The organism is Olivibacter ginsenosidimutans (genome assembly GCF_039542865.1).
GTDB classification, from domain to species: Bacteria; Bacteroidota; Bacteroidia; order Sphingobacteriales; family Sphingobacteriaceae; genus Olivibacter; species Olivibacter ginsenosidimutans.
This window is the reverse complement of sequence record NZ_BAABIQ010000037.1, coordinates 64,840-88,301: the sequence shown is the minus strand read 5'-3', so window position 1 is coordinate 88,301 and position 23,462 is coordinate 64,840. Positions and strand designations below refer to the sequence as shown.

Here is a 23,462-nt window from a genome sequence, read left to right as displayed (position 1 = left end):
ACTTTTTTACGTAACGTTATAATAACGTCCCCTTAAGGACAAGTGTGGCGATCGTAAAATAAATGACCAAACCAGTAACATCTACCAGTGTGGCAACGAAAGGTGCCGACGATGTTGCTGGATCAGCCCCTAGCCTTTTCAATACAAAAGGTAACATCGCTCCTACTAGAGATCCCCATAAAATGACACCAACTAACGCACATCCGACAACCAGACTTAATAGAAACCATGTATCGCCATATTCACCAAAAAGGTGGTATCCAAATATTCTTAGCAAACCTAATGTTCCTAATATCATCCCTAAAATAAGTCCAGAAGCAAGTTCCCTTCTAAAAACACGAAACCAATCACCTAAACTTATTTCGCCCAAAGCCATTGCCTGAATAATAAGCGCTGAAGCTTGCGAGCCGGTATTTCCACCACTTGATGTAATTAAAGGAACGAATGTCATTAATACAACAGCCGCTTGTAATTGCATTTCATACCCCTCGATTACGGTAGCGGTAAAAAACTGACCAATAAACAGCACCATTAGCCAAGGAGCACGCTTTTTTACTAATTGCCAAATAGAGGCGTCTAGATACGGTTCATCCAAGGCTTCGGATCCTCCTATACGTTGTATATCTTCTGTATATTCCTCATTAGCAATCCATAAAACGTCGTCAACAGTTACAATTCCTAATAGAACCCCTTGTTTATCTGTTACCGGTAAGGCTACGCGGTTATTCATTCTAAAAACGGTAATCGCTTCTTCTTGCGGATCGAATGCGTTAAGGGCTATTAATCGATTATCCATTAAATCGGCAATGTGAACCTCCGGTTTAGACAAAATGATTTCCCTGATTCGGATGTCATCTAGGAGCACTCCTTTTTCATCAATAACGTATATGACATCGATTGTTTCAGAATCCTTACCATATTCCCGGATATGCTCAAGTGCCTGACCAACAGTAACGTCTTGTTTAACCGTTACATAATCCGGCGTCATTAGTCGCCCAACACTGTCTTCCGGATATCCCAATAATGTCAATGCTTCCTTTCTATCTTCAGGAGGCATTAAAATGATCATTTTTTTTACAACGTCTCCATGTAATTCACTGAAAAAGGCTGTTCGATCATCAGGAGGCAATTCGTTTATTAATTCAGTAATCTTTGGACCAGATAGCTTTTTTATAATACGTTCCTGAGTAGGAAAATCTAAAATACGGAATACGTTTACAGCTCGATTAATACTTAAGGTCTCAATAAAGGTGGCTCCATATTCCGGTAGTTCGTCAATCAGATCTTCTACTTCTGAAATATTTAAGTTATCTAAATACTCCTTTAATTGCTCCTTATCTCCCTCAGCAATTAATAATTCTACCTGCCCCACTAACGTATCTAAGCTGTTGTCCATAAAAACTCCCTTTGCTAAGCATGCTTTACATAAAAACGTTATTTGCTGCAAAAATCGCCTTTTTTATTGAATAATATTCACGCAAAACATTTTTTTTATCAATATCTTTTGACTTAACGTTTAACCGTGCAAAATGATTGCTTTTGTCCAACTTAGGTAATTTTTTGAATCGCTATAGCATACACTTTTTATAATTTTATTTATTTTAGCAAAATATTTGATTTATGCGCATTAGTCAAAAGAGAAAAATATATGCTTTTTTATTTTCCGCAATCTTCTTTGTGAAGATGGCAATTTCTATTGCGCCTATTTATGCTAGCTTTTATGATAGCGACCAAGTAATGGCTGTTATCTTGCAGCTGGAAATTGAAAATCACTCTGGAAAAGCAAATGCCACCGACATGGCTATGGAGAAGTTTGCAAAGGAGTTCGCCACAAACATGGATTGGAATATATTTCTTACACCAATCCGATACTTGTCTATAAAGCAGTATATAGTAGATATGGATATACATTTTAAGTCATTTTATCCATCGGTACCTACGCCCCCTCCAAATTGTTAATCGCTCAAAAATTCCAAAATTAAATCCTTTTGCATAGCAATATGCTGTTGGGTTGTGTGTATACAGGGTAGGAACTCCCACACCTATGTCCTGCTTATACATACAACCTCCATATAAATTTGCTTTAGGATAATCCAACAACATATTTATTTTACATTTAACATACCTCTTTTTTTATGCTAGGTACACGATTTTCGGCATTTCTTAAAATTGCCAAAAGGAATTTGAAATATGATCTACCTTCCAGTGTAGTCGTATTTCTTGTAGCACTTCCCTTATGTTTGGGGATTGCTATGGCTTCAGGGGCTCCTTTATTCGCTGGATTATTAACTGGAATTATTGGTGGCATTGTAGTAGCCTCAATAAGTGGTTCGCAATTAAGCGTAAGCGGTCCCGCAGCCGGTTTAACGGTTATCGTATTTGGTGCTATTGAGTCTTTAGGCTCCTATTCTGTTTTTTTACTGGCAGTTGTCTTGGCTGGGATCATTCAACTAGTACTCGGATTGATCAAAGCGGGCACTATTGGCAATTATTTTCCATCCGCAGTGATTGAAGGTATGCTCGCTGCTATTGGTATTACCATTATATTAAAACAGTTACCACATGCACTAGGATATGACGCTGATTTTTTTGGAGATGAACGTTTTAAGCAATTGGATGGGGAAAACACATTAGATGCGCTCAACACTGCGTTAGGTGCTATTCATCTAGGTGCTTTTACTATAACGCTTCTCTCTTTATTGATTTTGCTCTATTGGCCAAAATTAAAAAAGCTCAATACCGTACCCGCTCCATTAGTTGCAGTAGTTATAGGTATTGGCCTGACACAAATATTTAAAGGCAGCTCACTGGAAATCGCTTCCAAACATATGGTTAGTATACCAACAGTCAACTCCTTTGATGAATTCATCGGCTTATTTATTTTTCCAGATTTTACGGCTATTTTTAATCATGATGTATGGATTGTTGCATTGACCATCGCCATTGTAGCGAGCTTAGAAACTTTGCTCAGTATTGAAGCTATAGATAAATTGGATCCCTATAAGCGGGTATCGCCTACCAATCGAGAATTAGTTGCGCAAGGTGTTGGAAATATGACTAGTGGCTTATTAGGTGGTCTCCCCATGACTTCTGTCATTGTCCGTTCTTCTGCAAATGCAAATTCTGGAGGAAAAACCAAACAAAGTGCCATCTTTCATGGTATATGGTTATTATTAGCTTTACTCATCATACCAACAGTTATTAATATGATCCCATTAGCCTGTCTCGCTGCTATTTTATTGTTAACAGGTTATAAGTTAGCTAAAATTTCTTTGTTTACCCATATGTATAAGAGGGGGCTTGATCAATTTATTCCGTTTACGATTACTATATTAGCGGTAGTCTTTACGGACTTACTAACTGGCGTTGCTATTGGGATGGTTGTTGCTATATTCTATCTTTTACGAAATAACATGCGTAATCCATTTGGGTACGACCTCGAGGAGGTAGATGGTTATAAAAGGGTAAAAGTATATTTATCCGAGGAGGTTTCATTTTTGAATAAAGCCGCAATCCAACAATCGTTATATAATTTACCTCGAGATGTGCATCACATAACGGTTGATGGCTCAAAAAGTCGATTCATTGATAAAGACGTCGTTCAGGTAATCAAAGATTATGAACAGAACGCTTTAAGCAACGGAAAAAAGATTGAGCTAATTGATATATATGATAAACGGGAAATCCCAAATATCAATTATCTATTTAAAAAAGTGCAACCAACAACAAAAAGGAGAAGAAATAAACTCACTAAACAAGATTAACAATAGAATTTATGTCAAATAAAACATTTAAAAATCCCATATTACAAGAGACATTCAATAAGATTTTAGCCGGAAACGCTGCTTGGGTAGATGAAGTAGAACGTGACACCACTGGCTTATTTAAAGAATTAGCCAAGGGTCAAAGTCCAGAATTATTGTGGATTGGGTGTGCTGATAGCCGAGTGCCCGCCAATCAAATAACGAACACACGTCCCGGTGATGTATTTGTGCATCGGAATATTGCGAATATGTGTATTCACTCAGATATGAACATGTTAAGTGTTCTTGATTATGCCGTAAACGTATTAAAGGTAAAGCATGTCATCGTTGCTGGGCACTATGGTTGCGGAGGTGTTGCTGCCGCATTAAGTCAAAAACAATTCGGCCTAATTGACAACTGGTTATGCCACATCAAAGATGTATATCGATTATATAGAGATGAATTAGACGCTATTGAAGATGAAACAGCAAAGGTAAATCGTTTGGTAGAGCTCAATGTTGCCGAACAAGTTTTCAATTTATGTAAAACGACTATCGTGCAGAATGCCTGGAAAGAAAGAGATGATCTTGCCATACATGGAATGGTCATTGAACTCGCCAGCGGTAAACTGGTAGATTTAAATTTAACCTTTACAGATAGTACCCAATTAGGCGAAGTTTTTGCCTATAAATAGGCATTCGTTTACTCATAAACGGCATAAGCCCCGGCACTAATTTAAAACCGGGGCTTATTTAGGAGCCTTTGCATTTATTATAAAATATAAAATACGTCTTTATTTTCTTCGTTTACTTCGGTACGACTGCTATCCACCTTATCGTCTAACCACATTTGCAACAAGTCTCGTTCAATTTTTGCCGAAATGGTAGACATCGGCGTGTCTGTTGGTTTATTTTCAAATGGATCTTGCAAATGAACAGCCATTTTTTCGATTAACAAAAACAACGTACCGATAGCGATAATTAGAGGGATCGAAACATATCCGAATAATCCAAATAAACTAAAAGGCAAAACGGTAATGAATAAATAAATCGCTAAACGTATATATAAGGTATATGTTTCTGGAAAAACAGTATTCTTTATGCGCTCGCATTTACCCATCGCATCAGTTAATTTTGTCAATGTTCGCTCCATCTCTATTTGCTGAAACTGATTGATCAATCCATCTGCTGTTGCCCTGTGAATATCCATACCTTGCAATTTTAAAAGCGCATTGGGTACATTATCATAAGCTTTAACAAATTCAAGCTCTGACGTAGATAAAAATCTCTTTATATCCTCATAAGGGTCTTGTTTCCTCAACGATTTCGTTAAGGCATAGTTCCACGCAATCTGTCGTTTTATCAACCGCTCCTTTAATGCACCACATGCACCGGCTTCATATAAATTTCCAACAAACGTAATGACCTGGCGAGCAAAACTTCTGGAATCATTTACAATGGACCCCCATACAATTCTGGCTTCCCACCATCGATCATAAGCTTGATTTGACCTAAATGCAAGTAATAACGATATTACTGTACCAAGAATAGCAGGTACACCACCTATGGGGATATCAAAAGAAAATATTTTCCATTCATGTAATATGGTAATTACAACTGCGTATATAGCGACTAAAGCACTGTCATGTCTTACTTTTCCCAGTACATAACCTATAGGAATATTATTTTTCAGTAACATATTTTTAATACAACATTTATACTAATTGTCTATTTAAACCATTGCTTCTATTGTCTCTATTGCTTTGGTTTTTATGATGCGTGCTTCAATCTGTGGTTTACGCTTATCAGGCGTCCACTTCGTCCATTTCAGCTTATCAATCATGTCTACGGTATCTAAGCTCAACTTCGTAATCCGTTTCAATTTTAACGTTGGATCATACACAATTTCATCAATTTCTTGTGCTGCTAAAAAATTTCTGAAGAGTGCTAACGTATTTCCATAAAAATAGATAAAACGTACGCGGCTTATCGTTTTAAACTCCTGCTGAATACATTTGCAGTAATTTTCAAAAGAGGCAGGTATTCGTTCTACTTCTTTCGTACGCCTAGACAACAATAAAAGATCCGTTATGGAATCCGAAAGTTTTATACCACTGAAGAACAACACATCGAGTTCATGGACATTTGTTGCTAACACATAATCAGTTAAGATATCCAAGGATTTAGCAGAGAAATCTATTGGTATTAGAATTTTTTTCATAGCGCTTATTTTTCTTATGCAATATTCTGACTACCAACAATTAACGGTAGTCAATTAGTTTACTAACACAAAAAAAAGGATTCTCTATTAAAGAAAATTAAGAGGGAAATTAAAATGGGATTAGATTTTTCGAGACTTCATTCCGTTTGCCACACTTGGTAATAAAATGGTAATGGCTGTGCCAGAACCAACTTCCGTTTGAATATCTATTGTTCCTCGATGTAAGCGAATAATCTTTAGGGCCAAAGGTAAACCTACCCCATGACCTTCATATAAATGGGTATTGGAAGCTCTAAAAAAAGGTTCGAAAATATATTTCTTCTCTTGTTCCGGTATTCCAATTCCATCATCTACAATATGTAAGATAACGTGTTTATTCGAAGTTTTAAGCACTACTTTGACGGGCTTATTATCCGAGTATTTACAGGCATTGGTGACGATATTCGCGATAGCCAATTGCAATAAGTGTTCATAACCATATACTGTCAGCTCATCTTCTTCGTCTGGAAGTGCATCAAAGGATACGAGTAGCCTACTATTAGGATTAACTTGGTCGGTAACTTTCTTTAGATTCATTAACAGCTGATCCATACGGATACGTTCCTTGGGTTGCTTCTGCTTGTCAAAGGAAGTTTTCGCTAAATAAAGAAGTCCACTGATAATTTGCTGAAGTTTATCAGCTTCACTTGCAATAGCTTGTAAAGATTGTCTAGTTGAGGCGGACAAATCAGCAGTATTCAATGCTAACTCTGCTTCACCAGATATAATGCTAATAGGTGTACGTAACTCATGAGAAGCATTACTGATAAAATTGTTTTGTGTATCAAAAGCTGTTTCCAGTCGATCAAGCATATCGTTGAATGTACTGGTGATCAAAGCCAACTCATCTTTTCCTTTTCGATCGGTAAGGCGCAAGTGTAAATTATCAGCTGTTATAGCCTCTACCTTTTTAATAATCTGAGAAAAAGGCTTAAAAATATGCTGAGAAAAAATTTTTCCAATAAGGTAAATCACGAGCATAGATATCAAGAAACCAATGAGTAAGATCCGCTGTAATGCTGCTAACTCCCTAAACCCAGACGGGTCTTTGGCATAAACAACAACGATAAAATCTCCTTTTTCAGCCTTAAAAAATTTGCCCGCAAAAAAATCATTATGATCATTATAACGACTACTTCCCTCCTTTAAAATGGTTAAAAAAAAGGATTCAGGTAATTTAGGTGCACCTGGTTTTGGAATGACTTTTCCTCCTTCCACCCGGAAGAAAAAGTCACTTTCGGCAGGTAACTTCTCTAAGTAACGATCGCGAATACGCCTATAATCGAAAATAGTTCGTTCATCTTCTTGCCGATAAATTTCCGCTCCAATATTGACTCTAGCTTCAAGCCGCTTATAGAAATCTTCAAAAGCATAGCGTTGCGTAAAATAAAAAGTTGCACCCATTAGTATAGAAATTAATCCTAACGCAAAGCCAAGAAAAAGAAGGAGAAATTTACTTTGGATTTTCATCTACAATTGCTTGTTAAGGATAATAAAACTGGATGTACCATGTCTAGACGTTAGATGAATAGTGCACTTGCCAGATTAATTTACTACTTGCGATCTTACTCACTATTGAACGTGATATTAAGTCTCTTTAAGAACGTAGCCCACACCAATCATGGTATGAATAAGCTTATTACCGTAACCTTTATCAATTTTTCGTCTCAGATAATTCACATATACATCCACCACATTCGTTCCCATATTGAAATTGATATCCCATACGTGTTCTAAAATTTCAATTCTAGTCAGCACTTTATTTTTATTGGTCAGTAAAAATTTCAATAATCGGTATTCAGTAGCAGTTAAAATGATCTCCTTTCCAGAACGAGTGGCAGTGCGGGTATCTAAATCTAATGTTAAATCCAAGGCCTGGATAGTTGATGATGATCCTTGGGCCACACTATTTCTTCTCACCAGCGTACGAATTCTTGCTTTTAATTCTTCAAATTTAAATGGCTTTACCATGTAATCATCTGCTCCTGAATCCAAACCTTGAACAATATTGTGCGTATCACCTAGGGCGGTTAGCATGAGAATAGGTGTTCGATTATTTTCCTTACGCAAGAGCTGGCAAAGCTCAATACCACTAATACCCGGTAGCATTAAATCAAGTAAGATAAGATCGTAAACCTCGCTGCCTACCATCTCAAGCCCTGTTTCCGCGTCAGGTGCGATACTAACATCATAACCATCAACAGCTAAACCACGTTGAATTAGAGAAGCTAATTTCGATTGGTCTTCAATAACAAGAATTTTATTTGCCATATACCAAATAACTTAATATAGCTAGATGAATTTGCATCAATATGTATCGGCATATTTAACCACCTTTTGCTAAAAATACACATTTTATCCCAATTTTCCGTTAAGGATAAAAATGACACAGCACGAAAGACTTCTTCTCCATTCATTTGTTTTGCACTCATCATAACAAGCTGAACGATAAAAACAAAAAAGCGGTGAAAATGACTTTTCACCGCTTTAAGATTTTAATCAACAAAATCGTTATACTTTAATTTCTACTTCAACGCCACTTGGCAATTCGAGTTTCATCAACGCATCAACTGTTTTTGAATTAGAACTATAAATGTCTAATAAGCGTTTATACGAGCATAGTTGAAATTGTTCGCGAGCTTTTTTGTTCACGTGAGGTGAACGTAAAACTGTATAAACTTTTTTCTCTGTAGGTAAGGGAATCGGTCCGCTAACCACTGCTCCTGTAGGCTTTACAGTTTTTACAATCTTCTCAGCTGATTTATCAACCAAGTTGTAATCGTACGATTTTAATTTAATTCTGATTCTTTGGCTCATTTTTATTGTTTTGAAATGATGTTCCGTTAGAGCTATTTATAACGGAACACCAAGGTTATTATTTAATTTTCTATGATTATGCTTTTACTTTACCCTTTGCCTTTGCAATCACATCATCCTGAACATTTTTAGGCGCTTCAGCATAATGGTCAAACTCCATGGTAGAAGTTGCACGTCCAGAAGTGATCGTACGCAATTGTGTTACATAACCGAACATTTCAGACAGTGGCACTAAGGCTTTGATTACCTGAGCTCCGTTACGGGTATCCATACCTTGCAACTGGCCACGGCGACGGTTAAGGTCACCCATAACATCTCCCATATTCTCCTCTGGGGTTAATACCTCAATTTTCATGATAGGTTCCATCAATACGGGGCGACATTTTGGTAAAGCCTCCCGGAAAGCAGTTCTTGCTGCAATTTCGAATGACAAAGCGTCGGAGTCTACCGCATGGAAAGAACCATCAACCAATCTCACTTTCATGTCGGTAACAGGGAAGCCTGCCAAAACACCATTTACCATGGCGGCTTCGAAACCTTTCTGTACGGATGGAATAAATTCACGAGGAATAGCCCCACCAACAATTTCATTTACAAACTGCAAACCACCTTTTTCGTAATCGCTATCAATTGGAGAAATAACCACTTGAATATCAGCAAATTTACCACGTCCACCTGTTTGTTTCTTATATACTTCACGGTGGGCAGCTTCAGCTGTAATAGCTTCTTTGTAAGCTACTTGAGGAGCACCTTGATTAACTTCTACTTTAAATTCACGCTTTAAACGATCGATTAAGATGTCTAAGTGTAACTCACCCATACCGGAGATAACCGTTTGACCAGTATCTTCATCTGTTTGTACACGGAAAGTCGGATCTTCTTCCGCTAGTTTACTTAAAGCAACACCTAACTTATCAACATCAGCCTGTGTTTTAGGTTCAATAGCCAAACCAATTACCGGTTCAGGGAATGTCATCGATTCCAATACAATAGGATGCTTTTCGTCACACAATGTATCACCTGTCTTGATATCTTTAAATCCTACTACAGCGCCAATATCACCTGCTCCAATATTTGGGATAGGGTTTTGTTTGTTCGCATGCATTTGGAAGATACGAGATATACGTTCTTTACTTTCGGAACGCGTGTTGTATACATAAGAGCCTGCTTCCAGATTACCAGAGTAAACCCGGATAAAGCATAAACGGCCAACAAATGGATCCGTTGCGATTTTAAAAGCTAGTGCTGAGAAAGGTTCCGTTACCGAAGGTTTACGGCTAATTTCTGCATCTGTACGAGGATCGGTACCCTTTACAGCCTCTTGATCTAAAGGAGAAGGCAATAATTCCATCACCAAATCTAACATGGTTTGTACTCCTTTGTTTTTAAAAGAAGAACCACAAACCATTGGAACAATCGCGTTATCTAAAACCGCTTTACGCAACGCATCTAATATTTCACGTTCGGAAATAGAATTTGGGTCATCGAAAAATTTCTCCATCAATGATTCATCGTAACCAGCAACTGATTCCAATAACTTTTCCCGCCATTCAGCCACTTCATCAAGCATATCATCTGGAATAGGAACTTCAGTGAATGTCATCCCCTTATCTTCTTCATTCCAAACGATACCGCGGTTATTGATCAGGTCAACAACACCTTTAAAGTTATCTTCAGCACCAATAGGCAATTGCAATGGAACAGCATCAGATCCTAACATTTCCCGCACCTGTTTTACAACTTTAAGGAAATCGGCTCCAGAGCGATCCATTTTATTCACAAAACCTATACGTGGTACTTTATAATTATCTGCTAAACGCCAGTTGGTTTCTGATTGGGGTTCTACACCATCCACTGCAGAAAATAAAAATACCAAACCATCTAATACGCGTAATGAACGGTTAACTTCTACTGTAAAGTCAACGTGTCCCGGTGTATCAATTACGTTTACTTGATATTTATTACCGCGATAGTTCCAGAATACGGTTGTAGCTGCTGAGGTGATGGTTATACCACGTTCTGCCTCTTGCACCATCCAGTCCATAGTGGAAGCACCCTCGTGTACTTCTCCAATTTTATGATTTACACCAGCATAATATAAGATACGCTCGGTTGTAGTGGTTTTACCCGCATCAATATGTGCGGCAATACCAATATTTCTTGTAAATTTTAAGTCTTTTGACATTTGTTATTAATCCCTAAAGGTACTTTATAAATTCTTAACATGGCTGATCCGTCTTCTATAGTAGACGCATCCATATCCTTCTTGGTAAAAAAAGAACACAGATTAAATTGGGCCCACATTTTCCGGTTGAGCACCGTTGTGTTATCCAATTTAATCTGTGTTTTCATCTGTTTATTTTTTGTTTTTCATTTGTCAGATGGAACCTTTGATGGTTAAAATAATCATTAACATACAGGTAATGATTATTTTAACCATGTCGGGTTCATAACAAAAATTAGAACCTGAAGTGAGAGAAAGCCTTATTAGCTTCTGCCATCTTATGGGTATCTTCTTTTTTCTTCACAGCTGCACCCTCACCCTTTGAAGCTGAAATAATTTCACCAGCTAATTTCTCGTACATGGTTTTTTCACCACGTTTACGCGCATAGCTAATCAACCATTTCATACCTAAAGCAATTTTACGTTCAGGGCGAACCTCTGTAGGTACCTGAAAATTGGCACCGCCAACGCGACGCGATTTTACCTCAACAGAAGGCATCACATTGTTTAGCGCTTTTTTCCATGTTTCTAAACCACTTTCACTAGTTTTTTGCTCAACTAATTCAACAGCATTATAAAAAATGGAATAGGCAATTGATTTTTTGCCATCATACATCATATTATTTACAAAACGCGTAACCTGAACATCATTAAACTTTGGATCAGGCAAAATGATTCTTTTCTTTGGTTTTGACTTTCTCATCCTAATATCCTCCGTTTAATTATTTCTTTTTGCCTTTTGCAGGAGCTGCTGCTGCTTGTCCTGGTTTTGGACGTTTAGTTCCATATTTCGAACGGCGTTGGTTACGACCTGCTACACCGGAAGTATCCAGCGCACCACGAATGATGTGGTAACGAACACCTGGTAAATCTTTCACACGACCACCACGAATCAATACGATTGAGTGTTCCTGTAAATTATGACCTTCTCCTGGGATGTATGCGTTAACTTCCTTTCCGTTGGTTAAACGTACACGGGCAACTTTACGCATGGCTGAGTTTGGTTTTTTAGGGGTAGTGGTGTATACACGCGTACACACGCCTCTTCGCTGTGGACAGCTGTCCAACGCTGGTGATTTACTCTTATCGACCAGAGCTACTCTACCTTTTCTAACTAATTGTTGAATAGTAGGCATTTACTGTTTTTTAATTTGCTTTTTTGTCCTATTTCTATTAAAGTCCGCAAAAATAGAGAAAAGAATTTTATAATCAAAGTGTTTGACCTACTTTACTTTTCTTCTTACCATCTTTTGGTTCTTTTTTCAAGGCATATTTTTTTTCCAAGAATTCGATGATGTACGTTGCTATATCTTTGGTGGTAACCTTCTCAATTCCTTCAAGGCCTGGAGACGAATTAACTTCGAGCACTAATGGTCCTCTTTCGGATTGCAGCATATCTACTCCACAAACGGTGAGTCCTAATTCTGCTGCCGCTCTTAGGGCCGTTTCTTTCTCCAACTTTGTTAACTTTAATACGCTTGCAGATCCGCCGCGGTGAAGATTTGAACGAAACTCCCCTTCTTTGGCAGTACGTTTCATAGCGCCCACAACCTTTCCTCCTACAATCAAAACCCGTATATCTTCTCCACGCGATTCTTTGATATACTCCTGAATGAGTATATTGTTTCCCAATCCATAAAAAGCCTCGATAACGGAACTCGCAGCTTTTTTTGTTTCAGCCAGGACAACACCAATGCCTTGCGTACCTTCCAAAAGTTTGATCACCAATGGAGCACCTCCAACCATCTTGATCAGATCATCCACATCATTGGTTTGGCGTGCAAACCCTGTGATAGGCATCCCTATCCCCGCTCCAGATAAAATCTGCATACACCGCAATTTATCTCTAGATCTTGTTATCGCCTGACTTGGATTAGCCGATATTACATCCATGATTTCAAATTGTCTTACAATAGCTGAACCATAGAACGTTAAAGAAGCGCCAATACGCGGAATTATCGCATCTATATTTGATACATCTTGCCCCTTGTAGTGTATACTTGGCTGGCCTTGTTTTATCCCAACATAACATTGGCGGTGGTCTAATACCACACATTCATGCCCTCTTCGTTGTGCTGCCTCTACCAATCTTCGGGTAGAATATAAATTTTTATTTGTGGAGAGTACGGCTATTTTCACGATCTTATCTAATTAAATATCAATAACCAAGCTGATCGTTTCATGCAAGGAACATGAAGCTCAACAAGTTTATGTGCGGTTTGTTCTTTAAAAAGTGTTATGCCTCTGTTAATTTTACTATTGGCATCAATTATCGGTTAGTTCTTTTCGTGTGATTTGATTTTGAAACGTCTACTAAAAATTTTTTACGGATGAAACTTCTGCCCAAGAGTACTGGAAATTCCATATCTGAACGATCCCTTAGGGAAAGCTCGATTTCGTAATTTTTATTAAATAGCGATATATTGGTTTTTATAATGAATCGATTTTCTTCACTGCCAAAGGAGTTCTTTATTTTCCGTTCCTTATGAAAAGGTAGAACATAGACGGTTCCATACCCTATATAATGTTCATCTAGAGGGATAAAACGAACAAATTGTTTTCGTCCTTTTTTTACAAGTTCGATAGATTTGCAATGCAAAACAGATGTCTTGGCACCAGTATCTATTTTGGCAGGAACATTTAATATGCCAAAATCAACAAAATCAACGGTTTCTTTCCAGCCTATGATCTTCATTAACTATCGATTTTATTATTTGCTTGGTTTTAATGATAAACAAATGTTCCAAAAGCTGAACGAATGGTTACTTGCTTTTTTTCTGAAGCCTCCACCCTACCAATTACCTGTGCTTCAATATGAAAACTATTGGCAATAACTATTATATCGGCAGCAATTTCCTGGGGTACATACAATTCCATACGATGCCCCATATTGAAAACCTTATACATTTCACTCCAATCTGTTTTGGACTCATGCTGTATAAGCTCGAATAAGGGTGGGATTGGGAATAAATGATCCTTAATGATGTGGAGACTATTGATAAAATGAAGCACCTTGGTTTGTGCGCCGCCACTGCAATGCACCATTCCATGTATACGATCTCTAAACTGATCCAAAACCACTTTTATTACCGGTGCATAGGTTCTAGTAGGAGAAAGTACCAGTTTTCCTAGGGTTATTTCTTCTCCTTCAATTGTTATCGTGTCTGTTAATTGTTTACTGCCAGAAAAGACTAAGCTATCGGGTATAAAAGGGTCATAACTTTCTTTATACTTCCTTGCAACGGTTTTATTAAAAACATCATGCCGAGCAGAGGTTAAGCCGTTAGAGCCCATGCCGCCATTATATGCTTGTTCATAAGTAGCCTTACCATAAGAAGCCAATCCCACAATAACGTCACCAGCCTGAATCCGATCGTTCGAAATCACCTCTTCGCGCTTCATTCGGCAAGTAACGGTACTATCCACAATAATAGTACGCACCAAATCACCTACATCAGCTGTTTCACCACCGGTAGCATAAATTCCTATTCCCATTGAGCGCAACTGTTCCAAAATTTCTTCAGTACCATTAATAATCTCGGCCAGTACCTCACCTGGAATTATATTTTTATTTCTTCCGATAGTCGATGAAAGCAAAATATTATCCAAGGCTCCAACACAAAGCAGATCGTCGAGATTCATAATAATCGCATCTTGAGCAATTCCTTTCCACACCGATAAATCTCCCGTTTCCTTCCAATAAACATAGGCCAAAGAGGATTTCGTTCCTGCGCCGTCAGCATGCATGATATTGCACCATTGTTCATCCCCTCCTAAAATATCAGGAATAATTTTACAAAACGCCTGTGGATACAGACCTTTATCTAAATGCTTAATAGCGTTGTGCACATCTTCTTTACCAGCTGAAACGCCTCTCTGGTTGTACTTTAAATCCGACATATTGGCGCAAAAATAAATAAATTAATTGGAATAAAAATAGAGCTTGATTGGCCTAAATTTTGTATATTTGCATAATGCTACTATCTCAGTAGTAAATAACAAAACCTCAACATTTTTCCTTCGTAAAAAATCCATCTTTACAAGTTCAAATCCACATGAAATCCACGTCAAGTCCACCTTTTATCCACGTTAGATCCACCTTCCCTTTTATTATCCTTTTCCTTCCCTTCGTGTTTTCTTGCTTTTCCTTAGTGCATAGCATGTACGAAGATAGAGTGGATAGCACATGGATCAGGCATAAAGACATAAACTGACGATACACAAAAAACCCCAAAAGATCAATGCCTTTTGGGGTTATAAAACAAATCGTATACCTGTTTACCTTACAAAAAGAAGCTCTCTTAATTTTGGAAGAGGCCATTTCCGATCATCAACAATTTGCTCTAATTTATTGATATGGTAACGGATCTTATCAAAATAAGGTTTTACTTGCTCATCATAAGCAATAGCTTTATCGCGCACGTCTTCCAATACATTTGCCTTTTTACGCTCTTGACGCATGGCTTCAGCATCATCAATGATAATATTAATATGTTCACCGATACGCTCCAGCAGGTCTGATTGTGATTTTAAAGCATTGGATTTTACTCCTAATTCTTTCAGGCCTTTTACATTATTAATTAATTCATTTTGATAAGTGATAGCCGCAGGAACAATCATGCTATTCACAATTTCTCCGATTACGCGCGCTTCAATCTGAATTTTCTTAAAATAATTTTCTAATAATATTTCATGCCTAGCCTCGCCTTCCCGTTTGGTCATGATTCCTAAGGAAGCAAACATTTGTTCTGCTTTTTCACTAACATAAACATCCAAGGCTTTCGGTGTCGTCTTGATATTAGACAGTCCTCGTTTTGCCGCTTCTTCCTCCCATTCCTTACTATAACCATTTCCTTCAAAACGTATCGCTTTAGATTCTTTGATATATTTGCGAACAACATTTAAAAGAGCCAGGTCTTTCTTCGTTCCCTTTTTTATTTGCTTATCTACCTCTACTTTAAATTTAACCAATTGTTCGGCGACGATAGCGTTCAGAACGGTCATCGGGCTAGCGCTGTTAGCAGAAGATCCAACCGCTCTAAGCTCAAATTTATTCCCAGTAAAAGCAAAAGGTGATGTACGATTTCTGTCGGTATTATCCAATTGTAGGGTAGGAATTTTTGGAATACCATGCCACAACTGGCTTTCCGCTTTTACTTTTTTGGCAACCCGGGCTGTTTCTACTTCGTCCAAGATATCATTTAACTGACTGCCTAAGAAAATAGAAATAATAGCCGGAGGAGCTTCATTGGCGCCTAAGCGATGATCGTTACTAGCTGTAGCGATAGATGCTCTTAGCAAATCGGAATATTCATATACAGCACGGATAACGTTAACGAAGAACGTTAAGAACATTAAATTGTTCTTTGGTGTTTTTCCTGGAGCTAATAAATTTATTCCTGTATTGGTAATTAGCGACCAGTTATTATGTTTACCCGATCCATTAATATCAGCATAAGGTTTTTCGTGTAAGAGCACCTTGAAGTCATGCCGCATGGCAACTTGATCCATTAAGTTCATCAATAATTGATTATGGTCAATAGCCAGATTAATCTCTTCAAACATAGGGGCGCACTCAAATTGAGAGGGAGCCACTTCATTATGTCTTGTTTTTAATGGAATACCTAATTTTAATGCCTCTTGCTCCAGATCTACCATAAAGGCCAACACACGCTCTGGTATGGCGCCAAAATAATGGTCTTCTAACTGTTGGCCCTTAGCCGACATATGACCAAACAAGGTTCTTCCTGTTAACTGTAAATCTGGACGAGCGTTAAACAATGCCAAGTCTACTAAAAAGTACTCTTGCTCTATACCCAAAGAAGCAAAAACCCTTTCAACACTTTTATCAAAATATTGTGCTACATCAACAGCAGCTTTATCTAATGCGTTTAATGTTTTTAACAATGGAGCCTTGTAATCCAAAGCCTCGCCGGTATACGAGAGGAAAACAGTTGGAATACACAAGGTTTTGCTTCCACCTGTTTCATAAATAAAAGCAGGTGAAGACGGATCCCATCCAGTATATCCTCGAGCTTCAAACGTATTGCGAATACCTCCATTTGGAAAACTGGAAGCATCTGGTTCTTGTTGCACCAAGGCATCGGCAGTGAATTTTTCGATAGCAACACCATCTCTTCCAGGTTCAAAAAAAGCATCATGCTTCTCAGCTGTAGCACCCGTCAACGGTTGAAACCAGTGGGTATAATGACTTACGCCATTACTAATTGCCCAACTTTTCATCGCTTGGGAAATATGTTCAGCTAAATCAAAATCAATTGCCTCACCTGCTTCAATTACATTTGTAAGTTTTGCATAAACATTTTTGGGCAAATAATCCTTCATCTTCTGAATAGTAAATACATTTTTACCATAATAAGAAGAAGCTTTTTCCCCAGCAGGGACAGCTGCCGGTCTTTTGTTACGAGAAATTGCAGCTTCCACTGCGCTGAATCTGAGATTTGACATGTTTTTTTGTCTTGATATTGTTATTTTTATCTTTGTTTAGTGATTATGCCGTAAAAATCATCAATTTTTTTCGAAATTTCCTAATATTTTTTCAAAAAAAATACTAACAAAGCAAATTTAATCCAAACATGGCTTCACAATCTACTAAATAAAAGTGTTGAGCATTCTATTCCAAGCATTCAAAAAACAATAGTGTAGTTAATTTCCTACAGAATAAAGCAATACAGATCAATAAAATGGAGAAGGGAAAAACACTAAATAAATTTTATGTAGTGTTGGCGATTCATATGTATTTGGCTGGCAGGTTAATTGCAATGCCCTAAGGCATAATAAACAATAACAAAGATAATAAGTGTCGATAAACAGCCGCCACCTAATTTTTTAGCTGTAAAGCCAGCGATAAGAGCTCTAAAGAAATTATTCATAACAAAGCAATAGTTACGAATTACAACAAATCGCTAGCTCAATTTGTTTGCTTCATGGAACGTATCCTCAAAGTGTTTTTTATTTTTAACCACTAACGCAGACGTCCACGGTATGTCTATCTGCTTTTCCTCACTTCTAATCGGACAGTCTTTCATCCGACAATAATGACAGCAAGCCGGTAAACATGGGTCGGCATGAATAAACAACTCTGTGTCAACATGTACATGGGTGTTTACCAATTGATCAACCGCAGATACTTCCTCATGCACTTTAACCAAATCGAAATAATTAGGCAAGGTCATATGGCAATCAATATGGAGTTCATGTCCATACCGCTGTACCCTTAGGTTATGTATATCTATCCAAGAATCTTTTCGATAGGTATCCAATACAAGCACTACTTTATCTATTAATTCAAAGTCTGATTCATCCATCAGTCCGCCGATTGATTTTCGCAGAAGTGCATAACCACTGTAGACAATATAACTTCCTAAGCCCAACGATAAAAAGACATCGATTTGTTGTATTCCCGTAAAATATAGTAAGAACAAACCAACCAATAAGCCTAATGTGCTATAAGCGTCGACCTGTAAATGTTTACCGTCTGCCATAATGGTTAGTGAATTTAGTGTCTTCCCTTGTTTAATCATATACGTTCCAAGACTGAAATTCACTATTCCGGTGGCGGTAATTATACCTATCCCCTTTAAAATATGCTGTATCTGCTCAGGAAAAAAAATATTATAGCATGCTTTTCCGACGATTAAAATACCCGCAATAAATATTAATCCTCCCTCAAGAAAAACAGAAAAAAACTCCACTTTACCATGTCCATATGGGTGATTTTCATCTCTTGGCTGGGCAGAAAGATAAATACTATAAAAAGCAAAACCGCTGGCGATGACATTGACAATGCTCTCTACCGCGTCTGTTAATATCGCATTGGAGTGCGTTATCAAGTAGGCCGTAAATTTAGAAAGCATTAAAATAATCCCTGCAGCCAGAGAATATAAGATAATTTTTTTCTGTTTTCTCACGTAAACGAAACTTAATTGGGCACACAATAGATTTCCTTCCGGTGTTTACCATCATTGCGAAGAGATATACGACAATTTGCCCAACTACTGGCGCATGACTATCTGATAAACGAAAAAAGTAGATTGCTTCGTACTTCACAATAACGCTTTTTTTAAAAACGGATTTTTATTGTGCAACCCATTTAATTATACACACAAAGGTATAAAATCCACTTAAACTCAGTTTATACCAAAACAACAAGCTCCTATCTTTTTCATCCGTATTGAAAAAATAAACAAGCTTTAGCCTAATTTGTTATCAAAATAATATATAAATCAATTAAGAACCAAAAAATCACAAAAAGATGGGCTTTAAAATTTAAAATGGCCGAATTTTATAGTAGGTTTGTAGCATAATGGACACAACATCAATTTTATCAGAAAGAATAAATAATCTATCCGAATCGGCCACGTTAAAGATGACCAAACTGGGTAGGGAGTTGGCCGCCCAGGGCGCCAATATTATTAGTCTCAGCGTAGGTGAACCAGACTTTAATACACCTGACCATATAAAAGATGCTGCAAAAAAGGCCTTAGACGAGAATTACACACGTTATTCTCCTGTTCCGGGTTACCCTGAACTTCGAAAGGCCATTGTCAAAAAACTTAAAGAAGAAAATGGTTTAGATTACGATATTTCCCAGATTGTGGTATCTACAGGAGCTAAACAATCTTTATCAAATGCTATATTATGTGTCATTAATCCGGGTGATGAAGTCATTATCCCAACTCCTTATTGGGTATCTTATTCGGAAATGGTCAATCTTGCGGAAGGTAAATCAGTTTTCATTAACACCAGTATTGCGAGTGATTTCAAAATCACACCTCAAGAGCTTGAAAATGCGATTACTGAAAAAACAAAATTGTTCATGTTCTCTTCTCCATGTAATCCTACCGGTAGTGTTTACAGCAAGGAAGAGCTAGCCGCTTTAGTCGATGTGTTTGAAAAACATCCACAAATCTACATCATCTCTGATGAGATTTATGAGCATATCAATTTTAAGAGTAAACACGAATCTATCGCCCAATTTGAAAGCATCAAGGATCGCGTAATCTTAATCAATGGCTTCTCTAAATCGTATGCTATGACGGGTTGGCGTTTAGGATACCTTGCTGCCAGTAAAGAAATTGCTGCTGCTAACGACAAACTACAAGGACAAACAACCTCTGGAACATGTTCAATAGCCCAACGGGCAGGAATTGCTGCCTATGAGGGCGGACTGGAGTCTGTACATAAAATGAAAGAAGCTTTTGAAAGGCGAAGATCCCTTGTCTATGATGCTTTACGGGATATACCCGATGTAAAAGTTAACCTACCGGAAGGTGCATTTTATTTCTTCCCGGATGTCAGCGCATTTTTTGGACGGAAGGATGAAGATGGAAATATAATTGAAAATTCCTCAGACCTCGCGCTGTATCTATTGAATAAAGCTCATGTTGCTACAGTAGGCGGTGATTCTTTTGGCAATAACGATTGCATCCGCTTATCTTACGCCGCTTCAGATCAGCAGCTTATCGAGGCGTTGCGTAGAATTAAAACAGCGCTTGGTAAGCTTAAGTAGGCGCTAAGCTTTAGGCAGTAGGCCATATGCGTAAAGCCTATTGCTTAAAGCATAATTGGATTCATGTTCAGCAAAAAACGAGTAAACCTATAAAATAAACAAACCTATAAGGTTTTTAAAACCTTATAGGTTTATTGCTTAATTATGCATAGGCTGTATGCCTGAAGCTCATTGCTTAAAGCCTATTGCCTCATACATTTTTAAACATCATAAGACGATTTCCAATACTCTATATGCTCATTATAAATGGCCTTGTTCGCCATTGCAACGCAAATAGCTGCACTAGCACCGCGATGTACATTGGATGAAGGAATAGTATTATTTTGTACCGATTTATAAAATTCCTGTAAAGCATACCACGTTCCGTCTTTCGTCGGTTCTTTTAAGATAGGTGTACCACCATCGGTATTAAATACCAGCTTTGTGGCTCCACTAACGCCATCCACTGTTTCCAACTCTTTGCGGGTTTCCCGTTCTGGATAATATAAGCCCGTGTCGGTTAAGAGCGACACCATTCCTTTCGTTCCTTTAATTTTAAACAAGTATCCATCCCGGGCATTTCCGCAGGTTGCGCCGAAATTACCAATCATACCCGCCTTTTTATAACGAAATGTTACCTGGATATTATCAAATGTTTCCCGTCCGTCGTTATAAATATCGATACCACCAGCGCCCATAATTTCATTAGGATGCGTGTCAAAAGCCCAATTGATAAAGTCAATTTGATGCGATAGCAATTCGGCAGCTAAACCTCCTGAGTACTCTTTATACATTCTCCAGTTGATTTTCCGCTCCAAATCAGGGCTAGGTACAGGTCTGCGCCAGCTTCCATTCCTGTCCCATCTACAATCGATCTGTGAAACCTTCCCCAAATAACCAGAGGAAATCATTTCTTTCACTTTGAAATACAAGGGAGAGTATCGATATTGATAGCCCACCTGAACCGTCTGTTTTGGATGTTGATCGGCCAATTGCACCAATGCTTTCGCGTCTTCGATAGTAAACGTCATGGTCTTTTCGACATACACATGTTTACCCGCCAAAATAGCATCCTTGGCGATTTTGAAGTGTTGATTTAAAGGCACTGCAATATAAACAGCATCTAAACTTTTATCATCCAACATCGCACGGTAGTCTTTATACTCCTTCGCTTTTATATCGCCTAACACTTTTTTTGTCTCCGTAAGCCTAAAATCCAACACGTCGCAATAACTATGTATAGCATATAAATTTGGAAGCGATTTAATAACCGAAAGCACCCCTTTACCCCGATCGCCACAGCCAATCATTCCGATGCTTAAGGGTTTATCTAACCGTTGGCTGCCTAATTTAGCGGCCACTTCGTCAAACATTAGCAATCCACCCCCCAATAATCCGCTCTGTTGTAAAAACACCCTTCTATTCATTTTACTATTATAATTTTTTTATTTTGATACTTCTAAAACTTACTTCATCTCCATGATCTTGTAATAAGATATGCCCTTCTTTCGCTTCCCCAAAATTAGGAATATCTTTAAATTTACTTAATGCTACAATCTTTCTGAAATCATCAGAACCCCTAACATAACTGAGCACTTTTACGCCATTTAAATAATGATCCACATGATTATCAGGAGTCACGACGATTCTAGCATTGTTCCACTCACCAATCGGTCGTATAAATCGAGCCTGTTTCTGGGCAGTAATTAAATCATATAAAGAAGCAAGTGTTCGATTACCATCTCTACCCATTTTTGCGTCGGGATGTCGTTCATCATCTAAAACCTGGTACTCCAGCCCTATTGGCCAATCTTTATGGGCTTCATCCAGTGTTACAAAATATTTAAGTCCGCTATTCGCCCCTTCGGTTAACCTAAACTCAAAAGAAAGATCAAAAGCACCAAACTGCTCTTTGGTAATAGCATCACCCGCCCTACCATCTTTGGGTTTATCCTGATGATTTACACGTAGTATTCCGTTTGCATATTCCCACCCCTGTTTTGGAAAACTATCTAGATTGTCACCGCCCCATCCGTCGCTACTTTTACCATCATATAATAAGGTATAGCCATTTTCCTGTTCAAAGGGCGACAGCTTATTGGGTTCCAGATTCACTACATAAAGTTGATCGCTAATTTTCTTCGGTTGAAGATTTTCCGTCTGAATTTTTATATTTTTAAAATAAACTTTCTTTCCTTCTTCTCTATGATCGCCAATACCATGTACCTGCAAGCCTATAAAACCTTGTTGATCTATGGTATCAATTACATAAGACACCGGTATATCATTTACCCATGTTTTCGTTTCATTGCCGATACATTCTACCCGGAAATGGTTAAACTCGCCCTTTTTAAAAGCGGATTTTGCAGAAGTGTTTAATTCTAATGGGTACAACCAATCTCTTCGCGCTTCATCGTAAACGCCCCCAGTCCAGCTTCGTTCTGTGGGATCTATTTCGATTTGACGACCATATACCTTTCCTTTACCCTTGTTCCCATTGGGATCGATATGGCTTCGGGTTTGGATACCCGAATTATTCTGGTCGCCTTCTATTTTGGCATCGAGCTCCAGTATAAAATCACCATATTCTTTTTCTGTTATGAGGAAGGTATTACCGGTATTGCGTACTGTTTGGCCAACCAGCTGTCCGTCTTCCACGGTAAACACGGCATCACCGGCAACCTTTTTCCAGCCCGACAGCGATTTGCCATCAAATAAATCCTGCCAGCCATCCTGTTGAACGGAACAAGCGGAACATATTCCCAATAGCGCAATTACTTTTAGCATTTTTTTTGTATTCATATCTCAGTATCTGGTATTAGTTAGAAATTTAGATTCTTTTGATTAACGTTAAACAAATTAAATTTTTATATCATGTTTCATACAGTAGGCTGCATATTGAAGAAT

21 protein-coding genes are annotated in these 23,462 nt (G+C 38.0%); 4 read left to right on the top strand and 17 right to left on the bottom strand.

Annotation, left to right across the window (positions count from 1 at the left end; translation table 11 throughout):
• Nucleotides 1-16: 16 nt before the first annotated feature.
• Nucleotides 17-1,396: a magnesium transporter gene (gene mgtE, locus ABD930_RS13310; protein ID WP_345232223.1), complete on the bottom strand. Its 1,380-nt coding sequence runs from the start codon at nt 1,394-1,396 to the stop codon at nt 17-19.
• Between the two features lie 224 nt (nt 1,397-1,620).
• Here mgtE and ABD930_RS13305 point away from each other — a divergent pair, with 224 nt between their 5' ends.
• The 3 genes from ABD930_RS13305 to ABD930_RS13295 all read left to right on the top strand — a co-directional run bounded on the left by ABD930_RS13305 (nt 1,621) and on the right by ABD930_RS13295 (nt 4,438).
• Complete coding sequence (locus ABD930_RS13305; RefSeq protein ID WP_345232222.1) at nt 1,621-1,959, top strand: hypothetical protein; 339 nt, start codon at nt 1,621-1,623, stop codon at nt 1,957-1,959.
• A 176-nt stretch (nt 1,960-2,135) separates the two neighbouring features.
• Complete coding sequence (locus ABD930_RS13300; RefSeq protein ID WP_345232221.1) at nt 2,136-3,764, top strand: SulP family inorganic anion transporter; 1,629 nt, start codon at nt 2,136-2,138, stop codon at nt 3,762-3,764.
• 11 nt (nt 3,765-3,775) lie between these two features.
• Entirely contained in the window at nt 3,776-4,438 is a 663-nt protein-coding gene (locus tag ABD930_RS13295) for a carbonic anhydrase (protein WP_345232220.1), read from the top strand.
• 77 nt (nt 4,439-4,515) lie between these two features.
• On the opposite strand, the gene ABD930_RS13290 is transcribed toward ABD930_RS13295, so the two are convergent.
• The 14 genes from ABD930_RS13290 to ABD930_RS13225 all read right to left on the bottom strand — a co-directional run bounded on the left by ABD930_RS13290 (nt 4,516) and on the right by ABD930_RS13225 (nt 18,975).
• The gene (locus tag ABD930_RS13290) at nt 4,516-5,442 is read right to left on the bottom strand and encodes a bestrophin family protein (RefSeq protein ID WP_345232219.1); all 927 of its coding nucleotides are present in this window, start codon (nt 5,440-5,442) and stop codon (nt 4,516-4,518) included.
• Nucleotides 5,443-5,475: 33 nt separating this feature from the next.
• On the bottom strand, nt 5,476-5,964 hold the full coding sequence (locus ABD930_RS13285; protein ID WP_345232218.1) for a hypothetical protein: 489 nt from the start codon (nt 5,962-5,964) through the stop codon (nt 5,476-5,478).
• Between the two features lie 120 nt (nt 5,965-6,084).
• A complete protein-coding gene (locus tag ABD930_RS13280) occupies nt 6,085-7,473 on the bottom strand; it encodes a sensor histidine kinase (RefSeq protein WP_345232217.1) in 1,389 nt (462 codons plus the stop codon).
• A gap of 117 nt (nt 7,474-7,590) precedes the next feature.
• Nucleotides 7,591-8,274, bottom strand: a complete 684-nt coding sequence (locus ABD930_RS13275) for a response regulator transcription factor (RefSeq protein WP_345232216.1) — start codon at nt 8,272-8,274, stop codon at nt 7,591-7,593.
• A 240-nt stretch (nt 8,275-8,514) separates the two neighbouring features.
• On the bottom strand, nt 8,515-8,820 hold the full coding sequence (gene rpsJ, locus ABD930_RS13270) for a 30S ribosomal protein S10 (RefSeq protein ID WP_345232215.1): 306 nt from the start codon (nt 8,818-8,820) through the stop codon (nt 8,515-8,517).
• A gap of 76 nt (nt 8,821-8,896) precedes the next feature.
• Complete coding sequence (gene fusA / locus ABD930_RS13265; RefSeq protein ID WP_345232214.1) at nt 8,897-11,005, bottom strand: elongation factor G; 2,109 nt, start codon at nt 11,003-11,005, stop codon at nt 8,897-8,899.
• Nucleotides 10,990-11,172 (bottom strand): hypothetical protein, encoded by a 183-nt coding sequence (locus ABD930_RS13260; RefSeq protein ID WP_345232213.1) that lies wholly within the window; start codon nt 11,170-11,172, stop codon nt 10,990-10,992. Before ABD930_RS13260 ends, fusA begins: the two co-directional genes overlap by 16 nt.
• A 107-nt stretch (nt 11,173-11,279) precedes the next feature.
• On the bottom strand, nt 11,280-11,747 hold the full coding sequence (gene rpsG / locus ABD930_RS13255; RefSeq protein WP_345232212.1) for a 30S ribosomal protein S7: 468 nt from the start codon (nt 11,745-11,747) through the stop codon (nt 11,280-11,282).
• Between the two features lie 19 nt (nt 11,748-11,766).
• Nucleotides 11,767-12,180, bottom strand: coding sequence for a 30S ribosomal protein S12 (gene rpsL, locus ABD930_RS13250; RefSeq protein ID WP_002993550.1), 414 nt, complete (start codon nt 12,178-12,180; stop codon nt 11,767-11,769).
• 73 nt (nt 12,181-12,253) lie between these two features.
• Complete coding sequence (gene rimK / locus ABD930_RS13245) at nt 12,254-13,183, bottom strand: 30S ribosomal protein S6--L-glutamate ligase (RefSeq protein ID WP_345232211.1); 930 nt, start codon at nt 13,181-13,183, stop codon at nt 12,254-12,256.
• Between the two features lie 130 nt (nt 13,184-13,313).
• Nucleotides 13,314-13,739, bottom strand: coding sequence for an ATP-dependent zinc protease family protein (locus ABD930_RS13240; RefSeq protein WP_345232210.1), 426 nt, complete (start codon nt 13,737-13,739; stop codon nt 13,314-13,316).
• A gap of 29 nt (nt 13,740-13,768) precedes the next feature.
• Nucleotides 13,769-14,944, bottom strand: coding sequence for an AIR synthase related protein (locus tag ABD930_RS13235; protein WP_345232209.1), 1,176 nt, complete (start codon nt 14,942-14,944; stop codon nt 13,769-13,771).
• A 378-nt stretch (nt 14,945-15,322) separates the two neighbouring features.
• Nucleotides 15,323-17,512, bottom strand: coding sequence for a glutamine synthetase III family protein (locus ABD930_RS13230; protein ID WP_345232208.1), 2,190 nt, complete (start codon nt 17,510-17,512; stop codon nt 15,323-15,325).
• A 458-nt stretch (nt 17,513-17,970) separates the two neighbouring features.
• Complete coding sequence (locus ABD930_RS13225) at nt 17,971-18,975, bottom strand: cation diffusion facilitator family transporter (RefSeq protein ID WP_345232207.1); 1,005 nt, start codon at nt 18,973-18,975, stop codon at nt 17,971-17,973.
• A 395-nt stretch (nt 18,976-19,370) separates the two neighbouring features.
• Between ABD930_RS13225 and ABD930_RS13220 the strand changes: the two genes are divergently transcribed.
• On the top strand, nt 19,371-20,576 hold the full coding sequence (locus tag ABD930_RS13220; protein WP_345232206.1) for a pyridoxal phosphate-dependent aminotransferase: 1,206 nt from the start codon (nt 19,371-19,373) through the stop codon (nt 20,574-20,576).
• Nucleotides 20,577-20,776: 200 nt separating this feature from the next.
• Here ABD930_RS13220 and ABD930_RS13215 read toward each other — a convergent pair whose 3' ends face one another.
• The gene (locus tag ABD930_RS13215) at nt 20,777-21,982 is read right to left on the bottom strand and encodes a Gfo/Idh/MocA family protein (protein WP_345232205.1); all 1,206 of its coding nucleotides are present in this window, start codon (nt 21,980-21,982) and stop codon (nt 20,777-20,779) included.
• A 7-nt stretch (nt 21,983-21,989) separates the two neighbouring features.
• The gene (locus ABD930_RS13210; protein ID WP_345232204.1) at nt 21,990-23,357 is read right to left on the bottom strand and encodes a 3-keto-disaccharide hydrolase; all 1,368 of its coding nucleotides are present in this window, start codon (nt 23,355-23,357) and stop codon (nt 21,990-21,992) included.
• Between the last annotated feature and the right edge of the window lie 105 nt (nt 23,358-23,462).

What these genes read in the sequence shown, in the direction of transcription:
- mgtE (WP_345232223.1), bottom strand. Translation starts at nt 1,396, where the DNA reads ATGGACAACAGCTTAGATACGTTAGTGGGGCAGGTAGAATTATTAATT.
- ABD930_RS13305 (WP_345232222.1), top strand. Translation starts at nt 1,621, where the DNA reads ATGCGCATTAGTCAAAAGAGAAAAATATATGCTTTTTTATTTTCCGCA.
- ABD930_RS13300 (WP_345232221.1), top strand. Translation starts at nt 2,136, where the DNA reads ATGCTAGGTACACGATTTTCGGCATTTCTTAAAATTGCCAAAAGGAAT.
- ABD930_RS13295 (WP_345232220.1), top strand. Translation starts at nt 3,776, where the DNA reads ATGTCAAATAAAACATTTAAAAATCCCATATTACAAGAGACATTCAAT.
- ABD930_RS13290 (WP_345232219.1), bottom strand. Translation starts at nt 5,442, where the DNA reads ATGTTACTGAAAAATAATATTCCTATAGGTTATGTACTGGGAAAAGTA.
- ABD930_RS13285 (WP_345232218.1), bottom strand. Translation starts at nt 5,964, where the DNA reads ATGAAAAAAATTCTAATACCAATAGATTTCTCTGCTAAATCCTTGGAT.
- ABD930_RS13280 (WP_345232217.1), bottom strand. Translation starts at nt 7,473, where the DNA reads ATGAAAATCCAAAGTAAATTTCTCCTTCTTTTTCTTGGCTTTGCGTTA.
- ABD930_RS13275 (WP_345232216.1), bottom strand. Translation starts at nt 8,274, where the DNA reads ATGGCAAATAAAATTCTTGTTATTGAAGACCAATCGAAATTAGCTTCT.
- rpsJ (WP_345232215.1), bottom strand. Translation starts at nt 8,820, where the DNA reads ATGAGCCAAAGAATCAGAATTAAATTAAAATCGTACGATTACAACTTG.
- fusA (WP_345232214.1), bottom strand. Translation starts at nt 11,005, where the DNA reads ATGTCAAAAGACTTAAAATTTACAAGAAATATTGGTATTGCCGCACAT.
- ABD930_RS13260 (WP_345232213.1), bottom strand. Translation starts at nt 11,172, where the DNA reads ATGAAAACACAGATTAAATTGGATAACACAACGGTGCTCAACCGGAAA.
- rpsG (WP_345232212.1), bottom strand. Translation starts at nt 11,747, where the DNA reads ATGAGAAAGTCAAAACCAAAGAAAAGAATCATTTTGCCTGATCCAAAG.
- rpsL (WP_002993550.1), bottom strand. Translation starts at nt 12,180, where the DNA reads ATGCCTACTATTCAACAATTAGTTAGAAAAGGTAGAGTAGCTCTGGTC.
- ABD930_RS13240 (WP_345232210.1), bottom strand. Translation starts at nt 13,739, where the DNA reads ATGAAGATCATAGGCTGGAAAGAAACCGTTGATTTTGTTGATTTTGGC.
- ABD930_RS13235 (WP_345232209.1), bottom strand. Translation starts at nt 14,944, where the DNA reads ATGTCGGATTTAAAGTACAACCAGAGAGGCGTTTCAGCTGGTAAAGAA.
- ABD930_RS13230 (WP_345232208.1), bottom strand. Translation starts at nt 17,512, where the DNA reads ATGTCAAATCTCAGATTCAGCGCAGTGGAAGCTGCAATTTCTCGTAAC.
- ABD930_RS13220 (WP_345232206.1), top strand. Translation starts at nt 19,371, where the DNA reads ATGGACACAACATCAATTTTATCAGAAAGAATAAATAATCTATCCGAA.
- ABD930_RS13215 (WP_345232205.1), bottom strand. Translation starts at nt 21,982, where the DNA reads ATGAATAGAAGGGTGTTTTTACAACAGAGCGGATTATTGGGGGGTGGA.
- ABD930_RS13210 (WP_345232204.1), bottom strand. Translation starts at nt 23,357, where the DNA reads ATGAATACAAAAAAAATGCTAAAAGTAATTGCGCTATTGGGAATATGT.